The sequence below is a fragment of the Vibrio barjaei genome (genome assembly GCF_001639065.2).
GTDB classification, from domain to species: domain Bacteria; phylum Pseudomonadota; class Gammaproteobacteria; order Enterobacterales; family Vibrionaceae; genus Vibrio; species Vibrio barjaei.
Map to the genome: position 1 here is coordinate 41,519 of NZ_LQXO02000013.1, position 17,827 is coordinate 59,345.

Below are 17,827 nucleotides of genomic sequence, written 5' to 3' on the forward strand. Positions count from 1 at the left end.
AGACTGCTTTGGTACGCAATAATTATTGTGATTAGAGTGCGAGGGACTAGGGCTACTAGCCCCTCTTTGCTTGAGATGATTAACCGTGGTTAAACGTGCTTGAGCTTTCTTCGTCAACAGAGTTAACGATTGGGAATTTCTCAAATTTCTCGATTGTGCGTTTTAGATCTTGAACGAGTAGATCAACCATGTCGTGACTCACACCGTGACGAACTAGGATGCGCATAATGACCAAATCTTCGCGGTTTGAAGGCATGGAATATGCGGCAATTTGCCAACCACGAGCGCGGATAGCGTCACTTAGGTCAAACAAGTTAAAGCCTGCATCTACGTCCGCTTTTAAGCTAAAGCTCATAGCTGGAATACCACCGCGGCCATCGTAAATGATGTCGAATAAGCCCATTTTGCTTACTTCATCAGCTAGGTATTGAGCTGAGTTGTAGCAAGCGTCGTGGATACGCTTATAACCTTCTTTACCCAAACGTAAGAAGTTGTAGTACTGAGCAACGATCTGACCGCCAGGGCGAGAGAAGTTCAGTGCGAATGTTGGCATGTCACCACCAAGGTAGTTAACACGGAAGATCAGATCTTCAGGAAGATCGCTTGCTTCGCGGAAGACAACCCAGCCCACACCAAGAGGTGCAAGACCATATTTGTGGCCAGATGCGTTGATTGACTTAACACGAGGAATACGGAAATCCCACTCTAGTTCAGGGTCGCAGAACGGTGCGATGAATGCGCCACTTGCGCCATCAACGTGCATTGGTACATCAAGGCCAGTTTCTTCTTGCAGTTTGTCTAGTGCATCAGCAATCGCTTTTACAGGTTCATACTGACAAGTGAACGTTACGCCAAGAGTAGGAACAACACCGATAGTGTTTTCGTCAACACGGGCTAGAACTTCTTCTGGAGTCATTAGTAGACGGTCGCCTTCCATAGGAATTTCGCGTAGTTCGATATCCCAGTACTTAGCGAATTTGTGCCAGCATACTTGTACTGGACCGCAAATTAGGTTTGGTTTGTCAGTTGGCTTACCTTCCTTGCGACGCTTCTCGCGCCAGCGCCATTTCATTGCCATACCGCCAAGCATGGCCGCTTCACTTGAACCTGTTGTTGAACAGCCCATCGTGTTTTCAGGATCTGGAGAGTTCCAAAGATCAGCAAGCATATGAACGCAACGGTTCTCGATTTCTGCTGTTTGTGGGTACTCATCTTTGTCGATCATGTTTTTGTCGATGCACTCGTCCATGATTTTGTGGATGTTACCGTCTACCCAAGTTTGGCAAAAAGTTGCTAGGTTTTGACGAGAGTTACCATCAAGAATAAGCTCATCAGATACTAGCTGGTATGCAGCATCAGGATTTGATTCGTCATTAGGGAAAGTATATTTATCGATGGTTTTGTCTAATAGTTTGTTTGCAAAAACATCATCGATAGCTGCATTATTCTTTTCTTCAAAAGGCATTATATAGCTCCAGATTTATTTAATTGGATAGAACAGTAATATCACTGCGTTTGGTTTTTGAAAAAGCTGTCTCGCTTAAGTCGAATTGAATTATTACCAATTAAATGAATAAAACCATCAATAGAAAATAAAAAGACAATAATCATCGTGTTATAAATAAATTGTTGCACAAAATATCCTTTTTATTTGTCTCTTACTAGAGCCGCTGTGTGAAGTCCAATCATTGATTTACGGCTAATACTAGTTAATTTTGATACGGTCCGCATGGTCTGAAATGGTTGGTTTTTTGGGCTTAATCTTATGAAAATCAATGGTTTGAGATTTATATGTAGATTGTTTTTATGTGAATTTTATTGGCTGTGGATTAATTTATCTTCAGTGGATATTAAAATGAACACCAAGTTGATTAATGAAAGTGCTTATAGATTTAATCTTAGCTATTACCGCTGCTTTCATTGTTTATCTATATCAGAAAGTAAAATTATTTAGGTTAATTCTAAAAACTATAATGGTGTAAAAATGAATGATCATATTATATTTGACTACTTCTACATACCCGGTTTTATGGTGTTGGTAGCAGCGGCAATTGCAATACTAATTGTAGTCAAATACACACTAGGTGGACTATTGAGAAAAGGAAAGATCATGAATCCTTCATTAACAGAACTTTGTTTAGTAATTATTGTTACTGGACAATTACTACTAATAAAGGTGAGCTAAATGAAGTTATTTCGTGTTCTATTACCGACTGCATTAGTGATCGCTGCGGGGGCGACTTGTTATACGTCTTGGGTCGCCTACACCCAATCTCTTTGGACTCGCGATGCTAAAGTTCACGTTGAAATTGCAGAAGTAGCGCCAAAAGTTTCGGGAGAGATAGTTACCGTAGCTGTACATGACAACCAGTTTGTTAATGCTGGTGATTTACTCTTTGCTATTGATGATGCGGATTACAAAAACAGTGTTTCCCAAGCTAAGTATGCAATGTTGAAGGCGGAGGCCGAGCTAGAGCAATCGAAGAACTCTTACCGTCGTGATTCAAGATTGTTGAGTAAAAAACTAGTCTCTGAAGAGCAAGTGATCTCGGAGAAGCTCGCCGTAGCAGCTAATAAAGCCGCTTTAGAGCAAGCAAAAAGTAGCTTGGCTAAAGCAGAATTAGATTTAGGTCGTACTAAAGTGGTCGCACCGCAAGATGGTTATGTAACGAATCTTAACCAACGCCAAGGGAACTACATCAATAAAGGTGAAACCTTTGTTGCATTAGTCGAGAGTGACACCTATTACATTTTGGCCTATTTCACCGAGACAAAAGTAAAAGGCTTGGTTGAAGGGGCGAAAGCTAACATTCGTCCATTTTCATCCGATAAAACATTTGTCGGCAAAATTGAAGGTATTGGTCGTGCGATTATTGATCAGAGTGCCGATAATTCCGGACTAATATCAAACGTTAACCCAACAGTGCCTTGGGTCCGTCTCGCGCAACGCGTACCGGTGCGTATTAGCATCCCTAAAGAAGTCCTTGAAAGTGAGAGACTGATTGCTGGCACAACGGTTTCAGTGGATATTCAGTGATGTTAGCGACGATTGCTCGACAATGGACAAATCCAGAATCGGTGGCATTTGCTTTGCGGTTTTGCCTGGCTGTATTGATGACATGGGGTTTATCGCTGTTAATGGATTCTTCGGCCACGAGTACTTCTATGGCAACAGCCGCGATTATTCAAATCACTGGCAGTCGCGGAGCGAGTATCAAAAAAGCGGCGGCACGTCTTATCGGGACATTTACTGGCGGTGCATATGTGCTTTTTGTGGCCAGCGCTACGCTTATTGACTCTTGGTTGTTTAACTCATTCATTATATTTGGAGTGGTAACAAGTTTAGGTATCGCATCATATTTTCATGGACGTGTGTCATACATGTTTGCCGTGATGGGTATTACCTTGTCTCTAGTGGGTTTCCCATTGGCTGCGAACCCTGACATGACCAATTTATTTGATCACGTACAGCTTCGTTGTGTTGGTATCTCATTTGGTATTTTAATGGCAATGGTCGCGGCTATGATCATTCCTTATAAAGATGACCAGCATGAGTTGTTTTCTGTCAAAAGTTATACAGAGAACTTCCTAAGCAATCTGTTTGTTACTGATGAAGATAATGCTACCAAACTGACACGTGCGTTTTTGGTATTTGTGAGCAAAAAGTGGCAGTTGGTTGATGATGAGATATATGGAAGCCGAAGTGCTAAGGAAGAAAAACTCAACAGTCGTACTGCTTTTTATGACTCTATCAATATTGGTATCAAAGCCATCGAGTTAAAAAAGCTTGGTGAGGCCATAGCCATTCCTAATGAGGCGTGGGAGGAGTTGTGTAAAGCTAATTTTCGCGTTGATATCAATGAATCATGGATTGAAAGGTGGGGAATTGAAGATATTGACCTGGTCGAGGTGTTTAATGAGCAGGTCGCTTTATTTGCCACACAACTGGATTTATACAAGAGCGAAAACAGTGTATTTGACTACACCAATAAAGATTATGCCAACGATATAGGACGCTTTACCGATGGTTACGTAGTGCTCAACAATATGGTGAGAGCAACCATCACGCTGTTCACGCTTTCATTTATGTGGATTGAGCTGCAATGGGATAGTGGTATGTCGGCAATGATCATGGCTGGAATGATCATCTCGGTGTACGCTGCAAATCCAGGTTCAGAGCAGGCACAAAGTCCAAATATATATGCACAATTCTTAGCTGGTGGTTTTGCGTTTATTCTGACATTTGGGGCCATGCCAATTGGCTCGCCTTGGATAGTTGCAGTAGTCGGCTTTACTGGCGTGTATTTGGCGGCTTATTGGTTTTGGCAGAGCAAGTCACTACTGAAAGTGGTGTGTATGGTTTCGTTGTTTTCATGGACGAGCCTTGTTCCGTTAACCAGTGCCCCAAGTTACGATTTTGAGAACTTTCTTAATTCTATCGTCGGTAATATCACTGCATTGCTGATTTTGTGGGGGGCGTTCTATTTAATCCCTGCACGTACGACAGCCACAGTGATCAAGAAAGAACTGAATCGATTTGTTAATAAATTCAAAGTGACCGATATAGAAAAGAGAAAGTCTTTGAATGTAAGTAACTGGATCCTAGCATCCTACGCTTACTTAATTAGCATTTCAGATTTAGTGAGTATTAATAGACTGTTATATCTAAAAGCGCTACAGAGTGTCATTAACCATGAAGAGCTTGAACCTGAAGAGCGAGAAATTCTTCTTTCCTCAATTGATAAAAAATTCTTCGACCTGGGAAGTAATCAAATATTCTCAAACTTGATGGACTATAAGGCGACAACAGCTGCAAAACACAATTACCGTTGGTTCGTTCTGTGCGATAGATATAATGCTTTGAAAGCTCAAGGTCATTAGCAAAAATATAAATTAACTATCATTTTAATTTCTCAGTTAATTTTCTGAGAACTATATATATCAGAGGTTATGATGAAAAATATTCTCATAGGCCTAGTGATATGGACATTATTAGGTACCAATTATGCAATGGCAGAAGATATTAAATCATCGCCATTAAAAGTAGATGCTCAAGCTCCAGTACAGTCATTAGGGCTAGCAACACAACTTCGTAGCGGTTTTACTAATGATAAAACCGAACTGTTTGCAACGTACAATTTCGGCAGCGTCTGGATCACCAGTGATGATATCCAAATGGATTACTACCAAAATAGAATAACGACGGGAGTGCAATGGTCACCCGCAGATAAGATACAGCTTGAGCTACGCTATCAGTTTGCTTGGGCCCATAACAACCATTTAGATAGTTTGGTCAAGTCATTCCATAATGCTGCTGGACTGAAGCTTGATGGGCGTGACGAAGTAGAAGACGATAGCTTCAACGTCGATAGTGATACCTATGGTGTTCATAACAACAACTTTGAAGGCGATACGCTGGAAAGCGCCGTGTCGCTGTATCTTCAGTATTCACTTTATGAATCTGAACATCAGGCATTGGCAATCGGTGGGTCGCTATATTACAACAATAAAAGTGATTACGAATTCTCATCAGGTGGCTTTGAACAAAACTTACAATTGAATTGGTCATACGCAAAAAGTGGACACTCTATTTATTCGACGTTAGGAGTAGTTCATCATGCCGATAAAAATATTGATGATGATCTGTATTTCAAAGAATTCACTTGGGAAGGTGCAATTGGTTATGGTTATCGATTCCTTTCTAACCATGAAATTATTGCAGAATATCATTTATATCAAGGTGCGTTAAACCAGACGGCTTTTTCAGAAAACGTCAATGAAGCGACCCTAGGTTATCGTTATTATTGGGATAATACCATATTAGAAATATCGGGCACCGAGAACTTGTTTAATATGGATAACTCTACAGATATCGCCTTCACCTTAGGGGTGAGACATTATTTTTAAACTCAGTTAAACAAGGCTTAATTGACGTTTAAAGAACCTTCACTGTTAAGTGAGAACAAAGCATGAGAAATTAATCTCATCGCACAACATGACCACAAGAGAACTTATTATGTTTAAATATCTACTACCTGTTTTAGTCGTTTTTTCATCTGGCGTCTACGCAGAATCACTTCAGCACATGTCTGATGTGAACCATAACAAACAAGAAATGGCGACAGCAATGAAAGGCATCCAAGAAGTTAAGCTTTCTGATGATGTATATATTGTAAGTAATACTCAGAATGGCTTTACCATTACTGACAGTGTGGATGAACTTTCTGCAAAGTATCGTGATACCTACATTACGGCAGATCAAGCGAAAGCCAACAACTTAGAAAAAGTAAAAACATTCACTGTATACAGCGAAGCAAACTTTGAGAACCTAATTAAAAAAGTAGAGAGTCAAGTATCTAAAGATGCTCCTGATTTCTTTTCTGTAGACCTATATCAGAACAGCATCGGTGACATTGAAATCACAGATTACGTTGCTCGCGTTGTCGAATATAAATAATTTTTAGAAGAGGTTAGCCATGTCAATGCAACACACAAAATCAGCGACACATGAAAAAATGATGCGCGAGTACGGAAACGAAGTCGAGCACAAACACAACAAAGATCATTTAGCTTTCCAAGATAAAGAAAGCAATGAGCATCGTCATCTTCATGGTGGCCACAATGTGCATAAACCCACGCACCACCATCATAAAACGGCGCACCATAACACTCATAAGCGTAACCACACTAAAGCTTCTGAGGAATAACAAAAAAACCGCTCGATAAGAGCGGTTTTTTTTAAGTGATAAAATACTAAGGAGATTGGCGAATCAATGGGATTTCATTAACCCAAACGTTTTCGCTGGTCGCTTTTTCGTAACCATAGTCGTATAAAGATTTAAGAAATTCAGGGTCGAAAAACTTACCGTCCTGAGGCTTTTGAGTGTAATCCTCATCGACAAAAGTTAAGAACAACTTTGCGCCTATTTTTTTGGAGATGTACATTTCCCTAAACACATCACCTCTAGTTTGGGCGAGTATTAAATTATCTACACTGCGAGCTGCCAAACTGACAGTATCGTCCTCGATGAACTTGAACTCAGTTCTTAATCGTCCGTTACGGATGATGTAAATATGCGGAGGTTTTGCATATCCGAGTGCCTTGGTCACCTTGGTGAAATCAAAGCCCACTGGGTCGAAGAATAGTTGACTGGATAAGCCACCATCCACATGCATCTCTTCTAAAGACTGACCGTTGTACTTAACAGGAATGAACTGTGGGGGAAAGACTCCAGGTATGGATGAACTAGCAGCAAGAACCTGATGAATAATGTCTTTTTTATTGGGTAGATCACTGGTAGCGATACGTCCTATGTTCCAGATCATCTGTCTGCCAGAGTCAAAGTGAGTAGTACCAATCAACATACGTTTGCCCGATTGGTGCGCTTTTGCAATTTCCTCTATAAATTCATCATCAAAGGTTTTCTGAACCATTTTGTAGAAGTTGTCTCCCTCAGAGAATGCGTCTCCAAACAGAATCTTAAAAATACTGGTTCCACCTAACATCATGTCATCGTTCAGGCCTAACATGACCGTTTTGAGTTCGTCGTACTTGTCACCGCCAACGAAAACAAATGGAGCAATTAAGGCGCCAGCACTAACTCCCGTAATCAGAGAAAACTCAGGTAGTTCCCCTTTATCTTTCAAGCCATTAATCACGCCAGCACCATAGGCACCTCTAGGACCACCACCGGAAAGTACGAGAACATTGAAACGATCACCAATCACTTTTGGCGCATCTGGTGCGTTCTTCAAAAGGTCGAGGTTACCTTTATCGTCGTAATTCTCCTTTAGTACTTTAAGGTTTTTGGGTATTTGGTCTCCCCAAATGCGATATGGTTCATTAATAAGGCTGACGGCTTCATCTCTGGGGCCGATTTTCGCCTGTAAATAGTTTGATTCATTAACACGAATGGTACTGTCGTGGGGACTGCTGCTACACCCAACGACAAGCGCTGTTAACACCAATATAATTGGTAGACGTATTGGCAACTCCGTTTGCTTATTACTATTCTAATTTGTTAGGGGACATTCTTTAGATTAGTACCAATATTCAGTTATTTACAAAAAATATTAGCTTGCTATTCACTGAATAGTGCTGATGACGATTTAGACAATCATATTGGGGTAGCCATGCGATCAATCAATGAATCTAACAACTTCATTTTCTTCACTCTTTCTCTCATTCTTATTCTGATTATAGGTGCTCTTTCGCGTGAGCTCCCCGGCGATGATCTTGACTTTTTGTTGAAGCCTGTAGTGTTAAACAGTTTTGTTATTTGTTTGATTAGTATGAAGTTTTCAAAAGGTTGGTATATATACTTGGTTAGCGTCAGTATCATGATGCTTATTGCGATCCTAACTCACACCTTCTTTGATAGCGGACACGCAAATGTTGCGATGTTAGTACTGATGTTGGCGTTTTTCTATGGTGTTTTTCAGTCGACTGCTCATCAGATTTTGCTTTCTTCCGAGATTGACAACAATAAGTTAGTGGGTTCCATTGCCTTGTTCTTAGTGATGGGGCTTGGTTGGGCAGCGATTTATTTGTTGCTGATTAATTTTAACCCAACAGCAATCAATGGGATTGAGCACTCAGATAAATGGGGAAGTAACTTCTCAGTAGTGACTTACTTTAGCTTTGTCACATTAACCACACTGGGTTATGGCGACTATAGCCCTAACAGTCCACTTGCAGAGGTCGCGGTATACTTACAGGCGATTACGGGTGTGTTCTATATGGCTGTAGTGGTGTCTAGTTTAGTGAGCGCAAAGAAGGGGCATTAATTTATCAGAATGAAGGCCAACCCTCTCGTGGCGTTGGCCTTTTAGTTATTAGTGATGGGCGTGTTTCTTCATGCCTGACATGACTTTCTTAACTGGCACGGTTAATACTTGAACTTCACCATTAGCAAAGGTCAGCTCAACATTAATGGTCTCACCTTCCTTCATTGGTTTCTCAACGTCTAGCAGCATTATATGCAAGCTGCCTGGCTTAAGGATGGTCTGACCGTTTGCAGGTACAGTAATACTCTTCACTTGACGCATCTTCATGACGTCGCCGTCCATAATAACATCGTGCAGTTCCACGACAGATGAAGCTTGTGACGCCGCTTCTACAATAATGCGATCTTTATCGCCAGTATTCTCGATGGTAGCAAACACGGCGCTGGTGGTGGCGTTTGGTGGCGTTGCACGTGCATATGCGTTGTTGACGTCAATAGCTGCGTGAGCCATAGATAGCGGTGCTAGAGCAAGTAGAGGAAGTATCAATTTGTTGAGCTTCATGGTTTAGTCCATTGTTGTCGTTAGTTTATCCCTGAGCATTGATGCGTTTGATGGCTTCAACGATAGGAGCAGGAGTTAAAGTATGCGGTACTTTTTCAATAAGCGTACCGTCTGGGCTTAGAAAATAGAAATATGAGCTATGGTCGAGGGTATAGCCTAGTTTGGAATCTTCCAGCTCTGTTTTGCGAAAGATGACCCCATATTTGTGAGCGAGTGGTTTAGTGACCTCTAAAGGTGCTGACAACCCTTCAATCATCGGATGGAAATACTGCGCATATTCAGCAGAGGCTTCTGCCGCATCCCGCTCCGGGTCAAGGGAAACAAACATGGGTCTGAGTGTTTGTTTGGTTTCATCGTCGATTTGATTCAACGCTCCAGCGAGCATGGCGAGCGAGGTAGGGCATACATCGGGACAACGAGTAAAGCCAAAGTACACAATGCGAGTTCTAGGATCAGCTTGATCAAAGATGGCGACAGGTTTGCCACCTTCTCCAAAAAGTACGGACTCAGACACTTGCGCCAACTGATCCAATTCAGCTTGATGCAGTAATGACTCATTATGCTTGTCCACCAGTAATTTAGCACCAAAACCTAAAGCAAATGCCCCAACTAGTGCGCCAATCCAGAGTTTTTTCATCGTGCCGTCATCCTTACCGCTGCCTTAATATCGCTATCACCGTTGGAGACGGTGCCATACCATGTCATTGAATCTTCAGCACAGACGGGCAAGATGATTTCGCCTTGGTACACATCAGGCTTGATCATTTCTAGCTGAAACTTTACCACTCCCATGTTCATCTCTTTTCCTTGTAATGAGATGTTCAAATTAGGCGCTTCAGACTCTGGCCAAAATACTTCGACCGTAATAGGTGTTAGAGGTGTGACACGCGGTGCGTCGACTTTCATTTTGACTCCCTGCTGTTCGCACACTTGTTGTGAAAGCATGCAGTAATCCGTGAGATCAACATCAGCAGAAGGTTCGTGTTTTAGCAGGTTAGGAATAAAAAAACCTGCGCCTAAAGCGAGAGCGACAAATAGGACTTTTACTTTATTGTTCAAATTGTTAATGCCCCAAATCTAAATGTAATCGCATCCTAACATATTTTAGAAATTCGGCTGTGCGATGCAGCAAACTTTTACTAGAGGCTACCTTACAGTAGGACTACTGGTTGTAGAGAGCACTAAACTGATTGTAACGCTCTCGATTCAATCCCTTGTCGCTGTATCCTGTTCGTGATTGAGAACGGTAATGTAAAAGACCACTATTCGTGTCGAAATACAGTTCGACGTCGTCGTTGTACTTCATCGTCGGTGTGGTGAAAACAACATGCAGGTAGTTGCCGTCGTCTTCTTCGATCTTATTACCGCCCATAGTGCTTAGCACCGAGACTACTTTTTGTTTGGCTGAGCCTAGGTCTTTGAAGCTCAGTGCATCCACTGATTTTTCAGGGTCATCAGTTTGTGATGAGACTGCATTAGGTGTGGAAGGCATAGGGGCGAATTTGCCATTGTGTATACCGAGGTAAGAGGGCGCATTACTGTTTTTGTAAAACATGTATCCAACGAGTACAACCAGTAGCGTGATAATGATTTTAGCGATCATGAATGTTCCTTATATTTGACTCAATCTTAGTAAAGCTTTGCCTTAGTATAATCCACCAATGGATATTACGTTGGATGTAGCTTTTACGGTTAATCCTTTGAAATAACGTGAAGTTCGGTATACCCCGTTGATTTGTCTATCTCACGTTCGAACACCAGCTCTGGATAATGATGCACAATGAGTTCTGCTGTAGTATCAACGATGCTTTCCTCTAAGAGATGCCCTCCCAATACATTGCCTTTGCTGTCAGCGACAGAAATGTGTACATGTTGATGCTCAGGCGTTAGTGTTCCCATCAAAGAGACAATTTCAAACGGCTCAGAGCGTTTAAGAGTGTGCTCTGCTCCTGCTAAACGCATAGATATTTGTGACAGGCAACCGACGCATGAGGCAATGGAACCCGCTTGGATCTGGTGTTCAGCAACCAGCTTATGCAATGCTTGTTTCAAATCAGCTCCGCGAGTGAGGCGCACTGCAATAGGCGATATCGACATTGTTCAATCCATGAGTGGTAAAACGCTAATGTTACAGGGATTGATCTCTATAGTTAATGTTATGTGCACATAAATAATAAATATTAGAGTAAAACCCCCAAATTAGGTCTATGTTTATAGGTCAATCAGTAATATGAGTAACCCTATGTACCCTTTTTTCCGGTTGGCAAAAACCATTATTCAATCAAAAAAGCAGCCAACACTTTCCTACACACAACAAGATGAAATCCAATTTCGCTGCCATCCATGGGATATTGACCTGTTTCTTGAGCTCAACAATGGCCGCATACTAACCTTGTATGATCTTGGACGTACGGCGTTATCTGTAAAATGTGGCTTGATGTCGACGTTAAAGAAAAAATGTTGGGGGCTAGTCGTTGCAGGCAGTTCAGTACGTTATCGAAAGCGCATTCATATGTTCGATAAAATCACAATGAAGACCCAGTGTGTTGCTACGGATGACAAATGGTTTTACCTAGAGCAATCCATGTGGGTGAAAGGAGAGCCCTGCTCATCGGTTTTGATTCGAGCAGGCGTCACATCAAAGCAAGGCATTGTTGCACCGCTTGATGTAGTGGATGCCGCTGGCGTGAGTCCAGCAGACAACGAGACGCCGCAATGGGTACAGGAGTGGGTGGACTCTGAGCAACATCGCCCTTGGCCGCCATCTAATCTGGCCTAATTTATTGAATGGCAATTAAAAGACCAGCCTCAAGAGCTGGTCTTTTTCATTAACTAGCATCCGGTTGCCTTTCTGGCTCTGCGGCAACAAAAGCAGGATGTTCACGAAGTTTAGAGCAAATTGACGTAATGGTTGGAAACGGGCTCATGTCTACACCAAACCGCTCTGCGTTGTAGAACTGAGGGACGAGACAAACATCCACTAAGCTGATGCTATCACCGACGCAATACTCTCCATGCACATCGACGAGCTTTTTCTCTAGTGCATGAAAACCAAGTTCAATCCAATATTGCATCCATTCGGTTTTACTGGCCTCACTAAAATCAAAGTCTCGACTGAGCTTTTGGATAACGCGCAGATTATTGATGGGATGCAAATCGATAGCGATATCTTGAGCCAATGCAGTAACGAGATAACGTTCGCGACCTGAAATGGGCGTTAATCGCGGTTGAGGAAAGCGCTCGTCTAGGTAATCTATGATGGTGAGAGACTGATTAAGCACCAGTTTTTCCCCATCAAAATCATTATCGACCAGAGTTGGGACTAACTCATTGGCATTGAGCTCTGCATACATGGTTTGATGTTGCTCTCCGCCATCTTTAAGCAGGTGAATAGGCATAGATAGGTAAGGTAACTGCTTCAAGTTTAAAGCAATTCTTACCCGATAAGAGGCGGACGAACGCCAATATTCATACAGAACAAATTGAGTCATGGTTAATCCTTGTATGCTTCTACCACCTGCTCAATGGAACCGAAGATGGAGTGGTCATTCTTATCGAACATTTCCAACTTAATGGTGTCACCAAAATGCATAAACGACGTGCTTGGTTTACCATCTCTTATGGTCTCAATCATTCGTCGCTCTGCGATGCATGAATAGCCGACGCCGCCTTCTTCGATAGAGGTACCATATTCCGTCCCTTGTTTATTCGATACTGTGCCAGAGCCAACGATAGTGCCAGCTGACAAAGGACGAGTCTTAGCTGCATGGGCGACCAATTGGGCAAAGTCGAATGTCATGTCGATCCCTGCATTAGGATGTCCAAAAGGTTCACGGTTGTAGACAGAAACAAGCGGTAAATGCACTTTGTTATCTTGCCACGCCTCTGCTAATTCATCAGGTGTGACCGCAACGGGCGAGAACGCCGATGACGGTTTCGATTGAAAGAAACCAAACCCTTTGGCGAGCTCTTGTGGGATAAGGCCGCGAAGCGAAACATCGTTGACCAGCATCAGCAATTGAATAGCGTCAGAGGCTTGTGCGGTCGAGCAACCCATTGGTACATCGCCGGTCACAACTGCGACTTCGCCTTCAAAGTCTATGCCCCATTGTTCGCTTGCCATGACGATGGGAGCTCTTGGGGCGAGAAATGTGTCCGAACCGCCTTGGTACATTAACGGGTCGGTCCAAAAGCTGTCTGGTATTTCCGCGCCTCGTGCTTTACGAACCAGTTCGACATGATTGACATAGGCTGAACCATCCGCCCATTGATAGGCTCTCGGCAATGGTGATTCACATTGGTTTTGGTCGAATGGTATAGCTTGGAGCAATATCCCCTGATTGAGTCCCAAGTACACTTCTTCTAGTAAAGGCTTGGTTTGTTGCCAGTTGTCGAGTGCGAATTGCAGTGTGTGTGCGATGTCAGGAACCGCAATACATTGTGATAAGTCACGGCTCACAACCACGAGCTGACCATCACGGGAGGCGTCTTTTAATGTGGCTAACTTCATATTATTTTCCTGTTTTCCAGCTATATACGTACTGGTTATTTTCAACGTTTGCCGCTTCGAGGCTATGATGCAGCGCGTTGCGGGTATCGATCATCACTGCCACTTCATCAGTAAAGGTTTTCTTGGCCTCTCTTCCTGCCTGAAAGGCTTTAGGGTGTGGCCCGTGAGTAAAGCCTGCTGGGTGGAACGTCATCATCCCAGCTTCAATATTGTCACGGCTAAAGAAATCTCCCGCGTGATAGAACAGCACTTCGTCGTAGTCATCGTTGTTGTGATAAAACGGTACTTTCAGCGCGCCGGGATCGCTTTCAATCGGCCTAGGGACAAAAGTGCAGACCACAAAGCCGTTTCCAACAAAGGTGGTGTGCGCTGACGGAGGAAGGTGATAACGGTGCGACATCAAGGGTCTGATATCTCGCCAGTTGAGTTTAAGTACCGACAGATCACCGTGCCAACCAATCGCATCCAGAGGGTTGAACGGGTAGGTGATGACGTTAACTTTTCCACCACGTTTTAGCTGTACTAGAGTTTGATTTTCGCTGTATTGAGCTTTGAACTTGTCATTAATTGCTGGTGGCTCAAGGACGGCCGGATCGAACACCGCGTGTTGACCTACGATGCCTTTGTCAGGCAAAGCATAAGCTGAACCTGTGTTTTCGATCATCAGCAAGAACATGGGACTGTGGGGTTCTAAGCGCCAATTGGTGGAGCGGGGAATCATGACGTAATCCCCGTCAGACACCTGTAAATGACCATAGTCGCAATATAAGTCGGCACTGCCTTGATGGATGAACAACAGATCATCCCCGTCAGCATTGCGAACTAGGTGGGGCATGTTCTCTCGCAGCCGCCAGACTCGAATTTTACATTCGTTATTTTCCAGTACGGTGGGTATCGACCATGGCGATGTCTGCTGCGCACCCTCTATATTGTTGAGGTTAAAAGCACGCGGTTTGAGCTCGCCTTCCCATTCTGTCCAGCCAGTAGGAGCATGTTGGTGATGGAAGTGGGTTGCGGGACCAAAGAACCCCTCGCGACCCGCCTCCCGCTCGTAGATGGCTTCTTCAGGTAAATCGGCGTGCGCCTGTTTGGAGTAGGTTCCCTCTCTATGAGGGAACGTTGGCCATTTACGCATCATTTAGTACCCCGCGACGAATTTGGTCTTCTTCAATGGACTCAAACAGCGCTTTAAAGTTGCCCTCGCCGAATCCTTCATTGCCTTTACGCTGAATGATTTCAAAGAACACTGGACCAATAACGGTTTGCGTAAAAATTTGCAGCAAGATGCCATCTTTCATTGGAGCGCCATCGATGAGGATTCTCAAGTCTTGGAGGCGAGCAACATCTTCACTATGGCCTACCACACGATCGTTAACCTTTTCGTAATAGGTATCGGGTGTGGGCATAAAGTCCATCCCACGGTCGCGAAGCGTTTGCACTGTTTGGTAGATATCATCGGTTGTCAGAGCGATGTGCTGAATCCCTTCACCGTTGTACTCACGAATGAACTCTTCAATTTGTGATTTATCGTCAGAGGACTCGTTAATTGGAATTCGGATTTTTCCGCAAGGCGCGGTCATAGCTCGGCTGACAAGACCCGTCAGTTTGCCTTCAATGTCGAAGTAACGAATTTCTCTGAAGTTACCAATACGCTCGTAAAATCCTGACCACACATCCATGTGTCCTTGCTTAACATTATGGGTCAGGTGGTCGAGTTCATATAACCCCACGTCTTGTTCAGCCAATCGCTTGTCGGCATCGGGATAGAATTTGAAATCAACATCGTAAATACTGCTGCTGCCATAACGATCGACAAAATACAGTAAGCTTTCGCCGATACCATAGATGGCGGGAATACTGAGTTCCATTGGACCAATTTCGGTCACGTATTGTTGACCACCATTTTCCAAAGCGTGAGCCATGGCTTTACCTGCATCTTCTACACGAAAGGCCATTCCACACACAGAAGGACCATGCACTCTAGCGAATCCCTCTGCTTGGCTGTGAGGTTGTGCATTGACGATAAAGTTAACGTCACCTTGGCGGTATAGCCAAGCTTCCTTGGAACGATGCTTAGCAATTTCTGCAAACCCCAAGGAGTCAAATAGACGTTTGAGGTCGTTGATGCCGTTGTCGTCTGCTGCGGTGTATTCCACAAACTCAAATCCGTCGGTACCGAGAGGGTTAAAATTGATGCTCATGTAGGTTTCCTTTTGATAGTCATTGCGCTCCTTTTATGGCGAGGAGCTTTCTATTGGTAAAGCGTGATTCCTATATAAAATTTGGCCAATTAGCGAAGAAAAAGAAACTGACTCAAAGATTTAGCAAAGAAGGGCAGTGATAGTGAGTTTTGTAACATTTTTGCTACATAGTGGATTTTATGGGCGTAGCGAACACTAAGCGCAAAATTAACTAATTGAAAACTAAGAGAGGATTCTGTTGCCTGTGAGAGGGCTCACGATGTGCTACAGGGTGTAAATTTTGGCTAAAAGCAGTACAGCAAGCTTTACGAGGAGTGGTTGTTTGTATCGATATAAAAAAAACGGAGCTAAATAGCTCCGTTTGAAATCCGGTGATTATCGATTAAGCCAGTTTAAGTGTTTCACTGCTCAATCGATTCATGTAGCTGTTTACCGCAAAGGCTAATCCAGCAACCGCAATAGCCCATAACCAGATTGGCAATACGCCAGTAGATAGCGCATAACCAATACAGGTTGCAACAAATACACCGATGAAACCTGGGATCAAGAAGCTATGGTTCAGGATGTACTTGCCGATTTTCGTCGTTCCAGAGCGGTCAAACGTGATGGCTGCCAAGTCTGAAGGATAGAATGGGAAGAAGTAGTAAGCGTAACAAGCTGGTAGGACACCGATTAGCACTTCTGCAGGAATACCCAAAGCAAAACCAAGCGGTAACATAATGGTTAGAACGGCAGCTTGACTCTTAAGGAATACCGAAGAGGCGTACATGGCGATAGCAAATGTCCAAGGGTGAGTTTGAACGACATCTTCAACCAAGCTAATGATGTATGGTTTGTTGTGAGCAATGATGGTGTCACTCATCCAAGCAATACCAAAGATGATAATGACAGCGCTCATACCAGCAATAAACACATTGGTATTGACGATTTTTTTCGGGTCAACATTTGTGGTTAGCAAGATAATGGCACCGACCGACAGCATCAAAAATTGCAGTGCAGTGGACGTACTCACACCATCAGGCAGCAGTCCTAAATCTTTGCCAAACATGGCAACGCAGATAACCGTTAGAATACCGAGCAAGAAGACTGTTAGTCCACGTTTTGCTTTTTGATCTTCTTGTTGTCCAGCAGCTCCTGTACTTGCTTCACTAGTATCAATTAATTGCGCTTTAAATTGTGGATCTTTACAACGTTCTAAAAACTCTGGATCGTCGTTAAGATCTTTACCGCGTTTAAGGCTCCACGTTGCCGCGACGAGAACACCAGTAAGAGTCGCCGGAATAGTAACGAGCAATACCTGACCTAGTGTAATGTCCAAATTGTTAGTAGCGGCTGTCGCCATAACTACAGCCGCTGCTGCAGCAATTGGGCTTGCAGTAATACCCATTTGCGACGCAATGGTAGAGATGGCCATTGGGCGCTCGGGGCGAATTCCACGCTTGATACTGACATCATAGATAACAGGAAGCAGTGGGTAAACCGAGTGACCGGTTCCGACTAGAACTGTTAGAGAGTAAGTACATAGAGGGCCGAGAAAAACCACCTTTGAAGGGTGCTTTCTCAATAAGATTTCAGCGTACTTTACTAGCAGTTTGAGGCCGCCTGTGGCTTCCAATGTAGCGGAAGCAGCAACGACAGCAAGAATGATAAGCATAACACCGATGGGCGGTTGTCCCGGTGCGATACCAAAGAAGAAGCTTAAAATGGAGACGCCCAGTCCGCCTAGCAAACCAAAAGCGATACCCCCGTACCGAATACCTACAAATATTACTGCCAAAAGTAGCAGCATATGAACATAAAACATAACAACTCCTTTTTTATAACGACA

19 protein-coding genes are annotated in these 17,827 nt (G+C 43.4%); 7 read left to right on the top strand and 12 right to left on the bottom strand.

Annotated elements, in window-relative coordinates; translation table 11 throughout:
• Positions 1-79: 79 nt before the first annotated feature.
• The gene (gene gad, locus AWH66_RS08415; RefSeq protein WP_006070210.1) at positions 80-1,465 is read right to left on the bottom strand and encodes a glutamate decarboxylase; all 1,386 of its coding nucleotides are present in this window, start codon (positions 1,463-1,465) and stop codon (positions 80-82) included.
• Between the two features lie 720 nt (positions 1,466-2,185).
• Between gad and AWH66_RS08425 the strand changes: the two genes are divergently transcribed.
• From AWH66_RS08425 to AWH66_RS08445, 5 genes are all read left to right on the top strand, one after another.
• Positions 2,186-3,037: an efflux RND transporter periplasmic adaptor subunit gene (locus AWH66_RS08425; protein ID WP_063604667.1), complete on the top strand. Its 852-nt coding sequence runs from the start codon at positions 2,186-2,188 to the stop codon at positions 3,035-3,037.
• Complete coding sequence (locus AWH66_RS08430) at positions 3,037-4,881, top strand: FUSC family protein (protein ID WP_063604668.1); 1,845 nt, start codon at positions 3,037-3,039, stop codon at positions 4,879-4,881. Before AWH66_RS08425 ends, AWH66_RS08430 begins: the two co-directional genes overlap by 1 nt.
• 69 nt (positions 4,882-4,950) lie before the next feature.
• Positions 4,951-5,907 carry a DUF3187 family protein gene (locus AWH66_RS08435; RefSeq protein ID WP_081411530.1) on the top strand — a complete coding sequence of 319 codons (957 nt, stop codon included), beginning with the start codon at positions 4,951-4,953 and terminating at the stop codon, positions 5,905-5,907.
• A 109-nt stretch (positions 5,908-6,016) separates the two neighbouring features.
• Positions 6,017-6,457 carry a hypothetical protein gene (locus AWH66_RS08440; protein ID WP_051868401.1) on the top strand — a complete coding sequence of 147 codons (441 nt, stop codon included), beginning with the start codon at positions 6,017-6,019 and terminating at the stop codon, positions 6,455-6,457.
• A 19-nt stretch (positions 6,458-6,476) separates the two neighbouring features.
• Positions 6,477-6,707 (top strand): hypothetical protein, encoded by a 231-nt coding sequence (locus AWH66_RS08445; protein ID WP_063604669.1) that lies wholly within the window; start codon positions 6,477-6,479, stop codon positions 6,705-6,707.
• 46 nt (positions 6,708-6,753) lie between these two features.
• On the opposite strand, the gene AWH66_RS08450 is transcribed toward AWH66_RS08445, so the two are convergent.
• On the bottom strand, positions 6,754-7,992 hold the full coding sequence (locus AWH66_RS08450; RefSeq protein WP_063604670.1) for a patatin family protein: 1,239 nt from the start codon (positions 7,990-7,992) through the stop codon (positions 6,754-6,756).
• Positions 7,993-8,133: 141 nt separating this feature from the next.
• On the opposite strand from AWH66_RS08450, the gene AWH66_RS08455 reads away from it, so the two are divergent.
• Positions 8,134-8,787 (top strand): potassium channel family protein, encoded by a 654-nt coding sequence (locus tag AWH66_RS08455; RefSeq protein ID WP_006070202.1) that lies wholly within the window; start codon positions 8,134-8,136, stop codon positions 8,785-8,787.
• 48 nt (positions 8,788-8,835) lie between these two features.
• Here the strand turns inward: AWH66_RS08455 and AWH66_RS08460 are convergent, their stop codons facing one another.
• From AWH66_RS08460 to AWH66_RS08480, 5 genes are all read right to left on the bottom strand, one after another.
• Positions 8,836-9,288, bottom strand: coding sequence for a copper chaperone PCu(A)C (locus tag AWH66_RS08460; protein WP_063604671.1), 453 nt, complete (start codon positions 9,286-9,288; stop codon positions 8,836-8,838).
• Positions 9,289-9,313: 25 nt separating this feature from the next.
• Positions 9,314-9,925 (bottom strand): SCO family protein, encoded by a 612-nt coding sequence (locus tag AWH66_RS08465; protein ID WP_006070200.1) that lies wholly within the window; start codon positions 9,923-9,925, stop codon positions 9,314-9,316.
• Complete coding sequence (locus tag AWH66_RS08470; protein ID WP_063604672.1) at positions 9,922-10,347, bottom strand: hypothetical protein; 426 nt, start codon at positions 10,345-10,347, stop codon at positions 9,922-9,924. The genes AWH66_RS08465 and AWH66_RS08470 overlap by 4 nt, the downstream gene beginning before the upstream one ends.
• 103 nt (positions 10,348-10,450) lie before the next feature.
• Positions 10,451-10,891, bottom strand: coding sequence for a DUF1499 domain-containing protein (locus tag AWH66_RS08475; protein WP_083399980.1), 441 nt, complete (start codon positions 10,889-10,891; stop codon positions 10,451-10,453).
• Between the two features lie 89 nt (positions 10,892-10,980).
• The gene (locus tag AWH66_RS08480; protein ID WP_063604673.1) at positions 10,981-11,385 is read right to left on the bottom strand and encodes a PPC domain-containing DNA-binding protein; all 405 of its coding nucleotides are present in this window, start codon (positions 11,383-11,385) and stop codon (positions 10,981-10,983) included.
• 133 nt (positions 11,386-11,518) lie between these two features.
• On the opposite strand from AWH66_RS08480, the gene AWH66_RS08485 reads away from it, so the two are divergent.
• On the top strand, positions 11,519-12,067 hold the full coding sequence (locus tag AWH66_RS08485) for an acyl-CoA thioesterase (RefSeq protein WP_240495604.1): 549 nt from the start codon (positions 11,519-11,521) through the stop codon (positions 12,065-12,067).
• Between the two features lie 49 nt (positions 12,068-12,116).
• On the opposite strand, the gene maiA is transcribed toward AWH66_RS08485, so the two are convergent.
• The 5 genes from maiA to AWH66_RS08510 all read right to left on the bottom strand — a co-directional run bounded on the left by maiA (position 12,117) and on the right by AWH66_RS08510 (position 17,803).
• The gene (gene maiA, locus AWH66_RS08490) at positions 12,117-12,779 is read right to left on the bottom strand and encodes a maleylacetoacetate isomerase (RefSeq protein ID WP_063604675.1); all 663 of its coding nucleotides are present in this window, start codon (positions 12,777-12,779) and stop codon (positions 12,117-12,119) included.
• A gap of 2 nt (positions 12,780-12,781) precedes the next feature.
• Positions 12,782-13,798, bottom strand: a complete 1,017-nt coding sequence (locus AWH66_RS08495) for a fumarylacetoacetate hydrolase family protein (RefSeq protein ID WP_083399981.1) — start codon at positions 13,796-13,798, stop codon at positions 12,782-12,784.
• Between the two features lies 1 nt (position 13,799).
• On the bottom strand, positions 13,800-14,933 hold the full coding sequence (locus tag AWH66_RS08500) for a homogentisate 1,2-dioxygenase (protein ID WP_063604677.1): 1,134 nt from the start codon (positions 14,931-14,933) through the stop codon (positions 13,800-13,802).
• Positions 14,926-15,999, bottom strand: a complete 1,074-nt coding sequence (gene hppD, locus AWH66_RS08505) for a 4-hydroxyphenylpyruvate dioxygenase (protein WP_063604678.1) — start codon at positions 15,997-15,999, stop codon at positions 14,926-14,928. The genes AWH66_RS08500 and hppD overlap by 8 nt, the downstream gene beginning before the upstream one ends.
• A gap of 382 nt (positions 16,000-16,381) precedes the next feature.
• A complete protein-coding gene (locus AWH66_RS08510) occupies positions 16,382-17,803 on the bottom strand; it encodes an anaerobic C4-dicarboxylate transporter (protein WP_063604679.1) in 1,422 nt (473 codons plus the stop codon).
• Positions 17,804-17,827: the final 24 nt, after the last annotated feature.